The 12,827-nt window shown below is 47.0% G+C and carries 12 protein-coding genes; 1 reads left to right on the top strand and 11 read right to left on the bottom strand.

Features of this window, described 5'->3' with window-relative positions; all coding sequences use genetic code 11:
* Positions 1 to 22: 22 nt before the first annotated feature.
* From H7A02_05435 to H7A02_05475, 9 genes are all read right to left on the bottom strand, one after another.
* A complete protein-coding gene (locus H7A02_05435) occupies positions 23 to 748 on the bottom strand; it encodes a VacJ family lipoprotein (GenBank protein MCP5171693.1) in 726 nt (241 codons plus the stop codon).
* Between the two features lie 181 nt (positions 749 to 929).
* On the bottom strand, positions 930 to 1,424 hold the full coding sequence (locus H7A02_05440; GenBank protein ID MCP5171694.1) for a hypothetical protein: 495 nt from the start codon (positions 1,422 to 1,424) through the stop codon (positions 930 to 932).
* Positions 1,425 to 1,522: 98 nt separating this feature from the next.
* A complete protein-coding gene (locus tag H7A02_05445) occupies positions 1,523 to 2,506 on the bottom strand; it encodes a porin (GenBank protein MCP5171695.1) in 984 nt (327 codons plus the stop codon).
* A 150-nt stretch (positions 2,507 to 2,656) separates the two neighbouring features.
* On the bottom strand, positions 2,657 to 3,409 hold the full coding sequence (locus tag H7A02_05450; protein MCP5171696.1) for a putative DNA-binding domain-containing protein: 753 nt from the start codon (positions 3,407 to 3,409) through the stop codon (positions 2,657 to 2,659).
* Entirely contained in the window at positions 3,402 to 4,259 is an 858-nt protein-coding gene (locus tag H7A02_05455) for a DUF692 domain-containing protein (GenBank protein ID MCP5171697.1), read from the bottom strand. Before H7A02_05455 ends, H7A02_05450 begins: the two co-directional genes overlap by 8 nt.
* Positions 4,260 to 4,283: 24 nt before the next feature.
* A complete protein-coding gene (locus tag H7A02_05460; GenBank protein MCP5171698.1) occupies positions 4,284 to 4,664 on the bottom strand; it encodes a hypothetical protein in 381 nt (126 codons plus the stop codon).
* A 173-nt stretch (positions 4,665 to 4,837) separates the two neighbouring features.
* Positions 4,838 to 6,499, bottom strand: coding sequence for an AMP-binding protein (locus tag H7A02_05465; protein ID MCP5171699.1), 1,662 nt, complete (start codon positions 6,497 to 6,499; stop codon positions 4,838 to 4,840).
* An 81-nt stretch (positions 6,500 to 6,580) separates the two neighbouring features.
* Positions 6,581 to 7,762, bottom strand: a complete 1,182-nt coding sequence (locus H7A02_05470) for a VWA domain-containing protein (protein MCP5171700.1) — start codon at positions 7,760 to 7,762, stop codon at positions 6,581 to 6,583.
* 7 nt (positions 7,763 to 7,769) lie between these two features.
* The gene (locus H7A02_05475) at positions 7,770 to 8,615 is read right to left on the bottom strand and encodes a MoxR family ATPase (protein ID MCP5171701.1); all 846 of its coding nucleotides are present in this window, start codon (positions 8,613 to 8,615) and stop codon (positions 7,770 to 7,772) included.
* A gap of 126 nt (positions 8,616 to 8,741) precedes the next feature.
* On the opposite strand from H7A02_05475, the gene H7A02_05480 reads away from it, so the two are divergent.
* A complete protein-coding gene (locus tag H7A02_05480; GenBank protein MCP5171702.1) occupies positions 8,742 to 10,268 on the top strand; it encodes an MFS transporter in 1,527 nt (508 codons plus the stop codon).
* A gap of 41 nt (positions 10,269 to 10,309) precedes the next feature.
* On the opposite strand, the gene H7A02_05485 is transcribed toward H7A02_05480, so the two are convergent.
* Together H7A02_05485 and H7A02_05490 are read right to left on the bottom strand one after the other, a co-directional pair.
* Positions 10,310 to 12,082 (bottom strand): SLC13 family permease, encoded by a 1,773-nt coding sequence (locus H7A02_05485; GenBank protein MCP5171703.1) that lies wholly within the window; start codon positions 12,080 to 12,082, stop codon positions 10,310 to 10,312.
* Positions 12,083 to 12,404: 322 nt separating this feature from the next.
* A complete protein-coding gene (locus H7A02_05490) occupies positions 12,405 to 12,824 on the bottom strand; it encodes a hypothetical protein (GenBank protein MCP5171704.1) in 420 nt (139 codons plus the stop codon).
* Between the last annotated feature and the right edge of the window lie 3 nt (positions 12,825 to 12,827).

Below are 12,827 nucleotides of genomic sequence, written 5' to 3' on the forward strand. Positions count from 1 at the left end.
CTAAACCCTGTTCTTGGGCCGACTACTGCGTATCGCTGTCATAGTAATCATCTGCTTCTTCGTAACCGCCAAAGTCATCTTCAACTTCACCGTCGTGGATCAAAAACTCACGTCGCTGCAGATAGACATCCCTGACCAGCGAATAACGATCACCTTTGGCCAGTTTCTCAACATCCAGTAATTCTGCACGAACATCAACAACACTGGAGCCCAGCAACGTATTTCTTGTGGGCACATGATCCACATAGCTGATAGGGTTGGTGTATGCGTCAACCACTTTGCCTGGGCCATCCCTTAAAGTAGAAGGACCCAAAAAAGGTATCATCAGGTAGTTTCCCTGCCCGACACCCCATGCCGCCAGGGTTTGACCAAAATCTTCCCCGTCACTTTTTTTCAGGCCCATAGGCTCGGCAATTTCAAAAAAACCGGCGATACCCAGGGTACTGTTTATCAACACACGACCAGTATCGTTAGCCGCCTGTTCCAGCTTTCCCTGTAAAAGGTCATTTACGATGTTACCCACTTCGCCGATATTGTCGAAAAAATTGGAAACACCTTTCTCTACAGGGGCCGGCGCAACAGCCTTATAGCCCTTTGCCACAGGTTTAAGCACGTAAGTATCCAGCGTTTCATTAAAAACGAACACCTTCCGATTCCAGCCTTCCCAGGGGTCATCCGGGTGCCCACCCTCAGCAACAGATTGATTAATAAACAATATCCCTGTCAGCAAAAGAATAACTTTTATCATGCGAAATCATCTCTCTTTATCCATTATAGGTGGAATTCTACACAGTGTTTTTTTTTAGGTATAGGGCTCAATTGATGATACCCCCGGAAACTTGAACGAGATTATTGAAAATAATAAAGGTATAAGACAAAAGCCCTGCTTGTGGCAGGGCTTTCAGGAAAAAGGAGGGTCGGCTTATCTGCTATCGCTGATCATCACAAATAAACTGATAATGCAGGTAATATTCCCCTTCTCGATGGGCGACAGGCTCTGACCACTCACCCTCTTTCTTCCAGCCTGCTGCACAATGCTGCGCCATTTGACCATGCAATTTTTGCATGGCAAACATAACCGTCTGTTCAAATTTGGCATCCGTACGTACCGAATAAAATTCACGACCTACATATCGGGTACCAGGATGGTGGTTGAGGGTGCCGGGAGCCACAATCGGGCGCTCCGATATCCCGCTCGGATCAACTACCGTACCTTCATCGTATAATTCAACGGCTTTCTTGCCGCCCAGAATTCCGCCAGCAGGGTCATAAAGCCTTATGGTCTTTTTTTCACAATTTTTAATCGATTCAATGAAATTCGGGTTATCTGCCTCGTCCGCATCGAACTCACAGTTTTCCGATTTATCAGCGTAAGCAGGAAAGAACACGGTCCACAACAACGTAATAATCAAGATTCGTTTCATTTACTCGTTCCAGAAGGCAGACATCTCAATATTGAGCGCCTAGCATATAATAAAAAAAGGGGTGCAAACACACCCCTTCACAGACTTGAAATGTTCTTTTAGAACTTGTGCTCCATACCCAGACCGAAGTAATCATTCTCATCTTCGCTAGAAGAGCCGCCATCTTCATCCGTGTTTTCGGTGTAGAAAGCAAACAGCTTGGTATTATCACCCAGCTTGTAGTCAGCACCAATAGAGAACGTCTCTTCCTCATCGCCATCGGCATCGTCTTCAATTTTACCGTACTGGGCTTTCAATTTAACCTTATCAATTTTATAGGCAGCACTTACGAACCAACCGTCTTCATCTTTGATATCAGAATCAATATTGCTTTCGCTCTGCTGGTACATCAAACCTAACTGCAGATTCTCGATTTTCCATTGACCAACGGCGCGAACAAGATCCTGACCATCGATATCCTGATCAGCAGCAAGGGCCAGGTACAGATTATCCGTTTCATAGTTAATAGAAACAGAAGTGCCGTCTACACCATCGTTTTTATCACCCACTTCACCCACCTTGGATCCGGAATCACCCTCGCCAAAGACACCGGCAACAGTAATGCTGATGGCATCACCCAACATCGGTGTTGTGTAGGCGACGATATTGTTGACGCGGTTTTCGCCCTCAAATGTGTTTTTCAGGTCACCTTCGAGGTCGTTAAACAGGTCAATTTTGTTCTGGGCCATTTTGGTTGGGGTATCATGCTTACCTGCCCAGATAGTACCGAAACCACCAGTCAGACCGCCCATAATATTACGCTGAGTAAAAGTCTGGCCGTCTTTCTCACCATCATCAACTGACGTTTCATACTCCAGCTTGTAGATAGCATAAAGATTATCAGATAGCTTTGTTTTGCCTTTAAAACCGATACGAGAAGCATTGCTGTTCAGTTCCCACTGATCATCACTGCCGTCGTCGGCATTCACCATGGAAACGTTGACTTTACCGTAAACAGAACCGTCAATTGGACCAGCAGCCATAGCAGCTACGGGAAATGCTGAAGCTGCAGCAACAGCGAGCGTTAACGCTTTAATTTTCATGATTGTCTCCCCAATGCAAAGCATTGTTCCTCTATAGAAAATAAATGAACCTGCCGTTCAAGTTCGAGGGAATTGTGCATCGGGAATATGACAGGATTGTTACAGTTGAAAATTATTACTTTCCATACCGCTGCCAGCAATAGGGTACGACTAAAAGATAATATCCAGCCCAAATAACTGCGTTAACAGGTCATGGCCGGAATTAACAACCTGCGAAGGGTCCGGGTGTTTCAGCTCTTCGGCAACTGCCAACAATGCTGCTTCGCCCGTCATGTCGGCCTCTTCCAACAACTGCAACAAGCGCATAGTGACAGCATTAGCTTCTAGAAATTTCACTTCGTGTTGCCGGTTGCGGTATACCACAAGAAAAGTCGGCTGCTCCGGAACCTGCCCTGGCTGGAACTCGGGACCAATCCGGTGAACCGGAAATTGATAGGAAAGTCGCCATGCGAGTGGTGACACTTGCAATACGGCATTAAGTAGCTCAGAGCGCGGTTGTTTTTTTGAGGGGATCTCTTCCCTTGATACATCCAGCGCCAGCTCTACCCACTCGTAGTGGGCCAGCTCCAGTAAAAAAGGCGGGCCCTCATTGAGAAAACGGTATTCTTCCTGCAGGAATTGCAGGAACTCCTGACTTATTTCAAGGAAATACGGTGTCGAGCTGTTATGGTGGCTGACAAAATCGCGCACCATGCTGTGCCACTTATCGTCTTTCGTAATACTGCGAAGAATCGGAAAGCCACTGCTGATAAATGATTCAATATTGTTATAAATGAGTTCCCGGTAAATCTTCATACGCCGATCTTCAATCCCGGAAGGAGCTCTGTTTACCTCCGGGTCTCGCAAATGAGCGGCAAAATCAAACTGCGTTTTAAAGAATGCAGGGGGGATGTTGTCAGGCATTTTCAGCAATCACTCGCTCGCCTTTGGTATGGATTTTCTGGAACCGTTTAATCTGCTCAACCTCACCGATTAATCCTGCTACTGTCGGGAAATTGAAGTCTCTTTCGAGTAACGTTGGCATGACGCCAAACCGTTCATAGGCATGATCGAGTAACTGCCATACCGGATCAATTACATCAGCTCCATGGGTATCTACCCTTAAGTCTTCAGCTTCATCGTAATGACCGGCAATATGCACATAGCCGACTTTATCACCGGGCAGCGCATCCAAAAATTCAACAGCATCATAATGATGATTAATACTATTAACGTAAATATTATTAACATCTAACAGCAGGTCACAGTCGGCGCGCTGAATCACTTCATTGACAAAATCAATTTCAGTCATCTCCTGCTGCGGTGCCGCATAGTAGGAGACATTTTCCATGGCTATCCGCTGCCCCAAAAAGTCCTGAACCTTGCAGATGCGCTCAACCACATAATCGACGGCCTGCTCGGTAAAAGGGATCGGCATCAGATCATAAAGATGTCCATGATCGCTGCAATAACTCAGGTGTTCGGTGTAATAACGGATATTGTGCTGACTGATAAAACTTTTGATATCGGCCAGCAGGTCGTAATCCAGAGGAGATGGCGAACCAATGGAAAGGGACAGCCCATGACAAACAAACGGGAAGCGCTCGGTATATTCACGAAATTGCCTTCCGTAACGGCCACCAACATTGATCCAGTTTTCCGGTGCCACTTCCATAAAATCGATATTTTCAGGCGTCAGAGATGACAGCGGGCCCAACAGGGCCCGCCGCAATCCCAAACCTGCCCCGTGAACGGGAAATGTTTTTGTCTTCACAAGAACCAGGTCCGGTCGCCAGAATCAGGCGTTACCGCCGCATTTACCTTCGCCACATTTGCCTTCTTTGGCTTTCTTTTCAGCGCCGCATTTGCCTTCGCCACACTTACCTTCTTTGGCTTTCTTTTTAGCACCGCATTTGCCTTCGCCACACTTACCTTCTTTGGCTTTCTTTTCAGCGCCGCATTTACCTTCGCCACACTTACCTTCTTTGGCTTTCTGTTCAGCACCGCATTTGCCTTCACCACATTTACCTTCATGTGCGTCAGCCAGGTTGTAACCGGCAGTAAGCTCAGTCGCCTGGAAAGGGTTCTCTGCAGCGGAAGCTGCCGGGGCAATTGCAACCGTAGCCATAAATGCTGCACCTACTGCGGCTACCAGAGGTTTCAGATGTTGTTTTGCCATATTAAATCTCCTTGGAATCAATCTTGTATTTCAGTGGTTGTTAAAATCACCCGGGGTCAAGCTGCGGGATGCCTACTCTGACCGAATGGTTTGGGGTTAGTTTCCCTGAGCTTGTCAAAAAATTGTAAAATCCGGCAATCGATTTATTTGTCTGCTTTCTTACTCCTCGCCGATCAGCCTCTCAATTCTTTTTTTAATACCTTGCCAACATTACTCAAAGGCAATTCTTTTCGGAACTCAACCAGCTTTGGCACCTTGTAGCTAGCCAGGGATTGTCGACAATACTGTCGAACCTGTTCGGTTGTTAAAGCAGGGTTTGTGGAAACTACAAACACTTTAACTACCTCCCCTGATTCCGGGTCATCCACACCAATTGCTGCACAATACGTAATATCCGGATGTGTGGATAACAATCCTTCTATTTCGTTCGGGTACACATTGAAACCGGAAACCAGGATCATGTCTTTTTTGCGATCATGAATACGCAGATAACCTGATCGGTCGATTGAAGTAATATCACCGGTTTTAAACCAGCCATCATCCGTCAGTACTTTGCGGGTTTCCTCGGGAAACTTCCAGTACCCCTTCATGACTTGCGGGCCGCGCACCCACAGTTCACCATGCTCTCCGGCCAAAACGTCCTGCTCTTCACTATCAACAACCCGCACCTCGGTTTCAGGCAGAATTAAACCCACTGAGCCGGCAACAACGGCATTGGCTGGTGTGACCGCAATGACAGGAGAAGTTTCGGTTAACCCGTAACCTTCACAAATAGCCACTCCCGTTCTCTGCTGCCACTCAGTTGCAACACCTTCAGTCAGCGCCATACCTCCGGAGGTAATAATCTTGACCCCGGAAAAATCTATTTCATCAAAATGAGGGTGTTTCAGCAGTGCTGAAAACAATGTATTGAGTCCGCTCAGAACAGAAAAGTGGAACTTTTTCAGCTGTTTAACGAGCGCATTGATATTGCGTGGATCCGGAATCAATAAAGTATGGCTGCCAAAATACACACCGACAGTAATGACTAACGCAAACGAGTAAATATGGTACATCGGCAGCGGGGCAACCATTTTTTCAGTCCCTTTCTCTATATTCGCAAGGGACAGCCCAGCCCAACTTTGCAGCATATTGCTAACCAGGTTGTGATGACTCAGCACTGCAGGTTTGGAAACGCCAGTCGTACCACCGGTATATTGCAAAACAGCCATATCTTCTGAAGAACGCTCGATTGGCGCAGCATCTTTTAAGTCTTTCAGCATCAGAATGTCGGCTAGCCGGTGATGCGCTAAAGTAGGTCTGCCTACTTTCCCGGAAAGTTTTAGCAGGCTGTTCATCACCGTCCTTTTCCAGCCAGCGTGTAGATCAAAAGGAGAGACAATAATAATGTGCTGTAATGGGATTTGTTTTGCTACGACTTCAATTCCCCGCATGCACTGATCAAAAACCACAACAGCCTTAACTTCCGCATGCTCAAACTGATAACGCAGCTCGGTCTCTGTGTACATCGGGTTGACATTAACAAGTACAAGTCCGGCTTTTAAGGCCCCGTAGGCCACAATACTGTATTGCGAAAGATTCGGTAACTGAACGGCAAGCCGGTCACCTGGTTGCAGTTCCGTTCGCTGCTGTAACCAGGCTGCAAATCGTGAAGCGAGTTGATTAAGCTGACGGTAACTGATGGTGTGGCCAACACTGGTCAGGGCCGGGGCGTCACCATAACGTTCAACTGCTTGCTGAAGAATGTCCGGCAGTGTGGTTATCTCGTCATAATTCAGGTGTGAGTCAAACCCTGCCTGCTGCTGCGACTGCCGAACTGCCGATGCGATGTCCAATACTATGCCCCCATTTAAAATCGTTAGCGTTTTACTGCAACATACACCGAAACCTGCGCGCTATATACTCATGGGTAAAACTCAGCTTCGGGACAACCTCGACATACCTGCCTCCAGTCCGCCAAGTGTTAACGGAAACATTCTGTCTTTTCCAACCAGCTGTTGCGCAATCTCTATCGAATGGGTATAGCGCCAATGCTCCTCTTTTACCGGATTTAACCAGATAACATTATTAAACGTATCCAGCAATCGTTGCATCCAGACCCCACCTGGCTCTTCGTTAAAGTACTCAACACTGCCACCGGCGTGCGTGATTTCATAGGGCGACATACTGGCATCGCCCACAAAAATCACTTTGTAATCACTGGAGTAGGTATGAAGCACATCATGTGTATTGATTTTTTCGGCATGTCGTCGGGCGTTGTTGCGCCAGACAAAATCATAGAGAAAGTTGTGGAAGTAATAGTACTCAAGGTGTTTGAACTCGCTGCGCACAGCGGAAAATAATTCTTCACATGTGCGAATATACGGATCCATTGAGCCACCCACATCAAAGAAAATCAGTACCTTGACCGCGTTGTGACGCTCGGGGATCATTTTGATATCAAGTAAACCGGCGTTGCGCGCTGTAGACGCAATGGTATCGTCAAGATCAAGCTCTTCCGCAGAACCGGTGCGGGCAAATTTTCTGAGCTTGCGAAGGGCAACCTTGATATTGCGCGTGCCCAGCTGCACCGAATCATCCAGGTTTCGAAATTCCCGCTTTTCCCAGACCTTTACTGCCCGTTTGTTCTTGCTCTCACCACCAATACGGATGCCTTCCGGGTTATAGCCACCGTGACCGAAAGGCGAAGTGCCTCCGGTACCAATCCATTTGCTGCCCCCGGCGTGTTTCTTTTGCTGTTCTTCCAGGCGCTTTTTGAATTCTTCTATCAGTTTTTCCAGACCACCCAGGCTTTCAATATTGGCCTTTTCTTCTTCGGTCAGATGCTTTTCAAATTCCTGCCTCAGCCAGTCTTCCGGGATCAGCGCTTCAATAAACTGCTCAAGACTTTCAAGTTTATTGAAATAAACAGCAAATGCCCGATCAAACTTGTCGTAATATTTTTCATCCTTGACCAGACAGGTGCGTGCCAGCAGATAGAAATCATCCACATCGGCGAATGCAAGTTTTTTTTCCAGCGCTTCCAACAGCACCAGAAACTCCTTAATGGATACGGGCACTCCGCCTTTGCGCAGCCCTTCGAAGAAATTCAGCAACATGAAATAATCAGCCGTGTTCCCTTCGAGCCATGAATGCCAGCCGCTCCAGCAGATGCACATCCTGCTCGTTCTTTAACAGTGCGCCATAAAGTGGCGGTATAGCCTTGGTCGGGTCCCGGTCAGTGAGTATCTCGTCGGGGATATCATCTGAAAGTAACAGTTTTAACCAGTCAATCAGCTCCGAGGTCGACGGTTTTTTCTTTAACCCAGGAATTTTTCGCACCTCGAAGAACATATCGAGGGCTTCATCAACCAGTGTCTTTTTGATATCCGGAAAATGTACATCAACAATCTGTTGCATGGTGTCGCGATCCGGAAAATTAATAAAATGGAAGAAACAACGGCGCAGGAATGCGTCCGGCAACTCTTTTTCGTTATTGCTGGTAATGATCACAATTGGGCGATTGACCGCCTTCACCGTTTCACCTGTCTCGTAAACATGAAATTCCATTTTGTCGAGTTCCAGCAACAGGTCGTTGGGGAATTCAATATCAGCCTTGTCAATTTCATCAATCAGCAACACCACCTGTTCATCAGCAACAAATGCTTCCCAAAGTTTGCCTTTGTTAATGTAATTACCAATATCGTGAACTTTTCCATCGCCCAACTGTGAATCTCGCAGGCGAGACACGGCGTCATATTCATACAACCCCTGTTGGGCTTTAGTTGTCGACTTGATATGCCAGGGAATCAATCGTTTTCCCAGAGCTTCGGCCACCTCTTCAGCCAGCATGGTCTTGCCTGTGCCAGGCTCACCCTTGATCAGCAATGGTCGCTGTAAGGTTACAGCCGCATTGACAGCCATCTGTAAATCTTCAGTGGCGACATATCGTTCAGTACCGGTAAAATTCATAGCTAAGTCTCAATCATTATCATTCAAATACAAGCCGCCTATTCTAGCGATTTGAGCAACCGGTCACCAGCGGCGTTACAGTTGAATTTTTTTGTTACCATAAAAAACCGAATAACAGGGAAGCACATGACCATTAATGATACCCTCTGGGGACAACCAAAAGGCCTCTATATCTGCTTTGCCACTGAAATGTGGGAAAGGTTCTCCTTCTATGGCATGAAATATCTGTTATTACTGTACCTCACAAAACATCACCTGTTTACAGACACCATGGGGCTCGACGTGCTTGGCAGCTACGCAGCGCTGGTTTATGCCACTCCTGTTATCGGCGGGTTACTGGCAGACCGTTATCTGGGCATGAGAAAAGCGGTGGTGTTTGGCGGTTGCCTGCTCGTTGCCGGACATTTGGGGATGGCGGTCGAAGGTGTGCAGGCTCATCGTTATAACAACATCATTATGCGTGATACTGGCGCATTGCAGGTATTCTATTTCTCACTCGCATTAATTGTGGTTGGTGTCGGCTTTCTCAAGCCCAATATCTCCACCATTGTTGGACGACTCTACGAGATTAATGATCCCCGCCGCGATGGCGGGTTTACTATTTTTTATATGGGTATCAATATCGGTGCATTCGTGGCAACGCTGTTATGCGGGTATCTCGGCGAAACCCTAGGCTGGAGATATGGGTTTGGTGCAGCCGGCATCGGTATGGTGATCGGCCTGGTTATCTTTTTATCGGGTCAAAAGCACTTGCGTGGTTATGCCGAACCCGCAGACCCGAACAAACTCAAGAAAAAAGTCTTTCCGGGTATCAACCTGGAAGTGTCAATTTACCTGTTATCTTTTTTCGCGTTGTTTGGTCTATGGCAAATGATACAAGTCTCACACGTTGTGGGCTGGGCATTAAACGGATTAGCCGTCATAGTCGTCATTGCCTTGCTCTGGTTTTTAATCACTCAATGCAACCGCGTTGAGCGAGGCCGCATGAGTGTGTTGATGATTCTAACCTTTTCCACTGTTGTCTTCTGGGCTCTATTTGAACAAAGCGCAGCTTCTATGACATTGTTTGCTGACCGTATTGTCGATCGACATATTCTCGGCTTTGAGGTGACTGCTGCGCAGTTCGGCGCATTGAACCCCTTTTTTATTATGTTATTGGCTCCGGCATTTGCCGCACTTTGGATTTTTCTCGGAAAACGAAACAAAGAACCCTCCACACCCGTCAAGTTTGGCCTTGGCATCGTGCAGGCTGGGCTTGGTTTTGGGGCATTAGTCATCGGCATTCATTCGCCCGACCAAAGCGGGCAAGTGGCCGTAATCTGGCTGGTACTGGCTTACCTGCTCCATACTACCGGCGAACTCTGCCTCTCACCTGTTGGCCTATCAGCAGTAACCAAATTGTCTGTGCCTAGTATTGTGGGTTTTATGATGGGTTGCTGGTTTCTGGCAACGGCCTATTCCGAATTCGTTGCCGTACAGTTGGCCAAAATTGCAGCAGTCGATATTGAAGCGGGAGAAGTTGTGAATGTCGCAACAGCGTTAGGCAATTACAACGAACTGTTCACCAGCCTGTTTTGGATAGGATGTAGCATTGGTATTGTGCTGTTAGTTGCTTCCCCCATACTGAAAAAACATATGCATGGGGTGCATTGATCATGGCTGTTTTTACACCGAGCTTCTCCCAAGCTTCATTTTTATTGCAACGGCCAACCCAAAAGTAAAACAAGCAAAGTTACACCGCCGACAAACACATTCATGGGTATACCCACTTTTAAAAAATCAGTAAAACGATATGCGCCTGGCCCATAAACCATTAAATTGGTTTGGTATCCCAGCGGAGTGGCAAAACTTGCTGAAGCTGCCATCATAATGGCAAAAATAAATGGTTCGTTATTCAGTTGTGCTTTTTCCGTTACTTCCAGGACGATCGGCAACATCAAAACTGCGGCTGCATTATTGGTGATCATCTCTGTCAATAACGACACTGTAATATAAGTAAGGATTAGCATTAGCCAGGGTCTACCACTGCTGAGGTCAATAAAATTCAACGCAAGAAATTCGGCAACTCCTGTTTTTTGAAGTGCCGCTCCCAATGCAAACGAAGCCGCAATGGTAATAATTACCGTTAAATCCAAGCTTTTTTCTGCCTGGCTTACCGTACAGCAACCACTGACAAGCATCAGTCCTGCTCCGATTAAAGCTGCATTGAGCATGCTAATAATATCTAGCCCTGCAGCAGCCACTATGACAAAGAGAATACCCCAGGCTAGCCATGCTTTATCATGTCGAGGTGCTTCGACGTCGAGATCATTTATTAAAAGGAAATCCTTGTTATAGCGTTGGCGACTTACAAACGCGGGCCTTGCTTCCAGAAGTAAATTATCGCCTGCTTCAAGCTTTATTGTACCGAGGTTTCCTTTAACGCGTTCGCCGTGCCGTGCAACTGCCAATACTACGGCGCCGTAGCGATCCCGGAAACGTGCATCACGAATTGCCTGACCAACTGCCGCACAATGGGGTGATACGACTGCTTCTACCAGTCTTCGTTCTGCGCGATTATTTATTAGCTCGCTTGACTGCCCATTTTCAGCGGAGGGAATAATGCCATCGATTCGCAGCAAATCAGAAATCGCCTGCGTGTCTCCTGCAAATACTAATCTGTCTTCACCCTGTAGCTTTTCTTCCGATGACACTGCTGTAACTATCGTTCCCTGCCGTTCAATTTCCACTAGGTAAACACGTCCCAAATGTCGCAGGCCCGCCTCCACCACTGTTTTCCCGACCAATGGGCCACCAGATGCAACAGAGACTTCCAGGGTAAATTCACGCAAATTGCCAAAGACATTTTTATCACTGCGATCTGGCAGCCAACGAGGGAAAAACAACCACATAAAAATTAATCCAGCGAGGGCAACCGGAATGCCTACGGTTGTGATTGAGAACAGGGAAAAACCCGCTTGACCGGTAAGGGCTTGATACTGTCCATTCACTACAAGGTTGGTGCTTGTACCGATCATGGTAAGTGTTCCACCCAGGATGGCGGTATAACTGAGCGGTATCATTAACTTTGAAGGAGGAATATTGATCTTACGAGACCATGCGTGAACCGCCGGGATCATGGTTGCCACTACCGGGGTGTTGTTCAAAAAACCACTCAACAAAACAACAGGTGCCAAAATACGGCCCATGGCTGATCTCACCGATGTGGGTTTTGCCAGAACTTTATTTACGAGTAAGTCTACTCCGCCAGACCCATGAATTCCCGCTGCAACCACAAACATTGCTGCAACAGTAATCAATCCGGCATTGGCAAATCCCGCCAGCGCCTCAGTCGCGGACAAAATACCGAGTGCGCTCAGTGCGCTCAAGACGGACATCATGACTAAATGAGGACCAATACGAGTAAACGTCAGGACAATCAATGCGCCTGCCGTGAGTAACAATGATATCCAGCCTTGCCATTCCAAAGTCTACTTCCCCGTAGCTTCCAGATGCGCAGATTCTAGAGCAAGTAATACAGAGTCAAAAAGAATATTCAGATATATGATAAAAAGAAAGCGTTATTCCAAATTAAGTATTCCCGGTATTACTGCTACATTTGAGGGGCCTCTGATTAATTAAGACATCGTCTACCCAGGGCACTCGCTTTACTCGCGGGGCAGACTCAGAAATGAAATAACGCGGCAACCTAAAAGATCTTGCCATTCAGCTAATGGGATCGAGCTGCTTTGCTCGCAATGATGGCAAATCACAATTAATCAAAGCTTGCCTCACCGTTTACCATATCGTTTATGGCGCGTTACCAGAGTTTTCTTCTCGGCTCTCATTTTCTTCCAGAGGATCTGTCGACATTCGTTTTTCAGAACCTTTTTTGCCAGACCGAAAAAACCAAATAGTTGACCCTGTGGCATAACAGATTATTCCCACCAAGCAAGCGACAATAAGCGGAACGCCTGCGCGCAAATATCCCTCATCAGTCGACTTCGTTATGCCCTCAAATAGGCTGATAAACCAGGCGGGAGCAAGATAATCCATATCGGGGTAAGCGTTGAATGGCAGTAACAGAACAACAGATATCAACACCAGCAACAGATGACGGACAGGGCGCCAGCCAATCCAGCGCCGAAAATACCAGCAGCAGAACAACACCAGCACAGCACCGAGGTAATAGGCCACCAGGCCCCAGAGATAATTTTCTGCTGTATACATGTT

This window comes from Pseudomonadales bacterium (assembly GCA_024234435.1).
Lineage (GTDB): Bacteria > Pseudomonadota > Gammaproteobacteria > Pseudomonadales > Porticoccaceae > JACKOF01.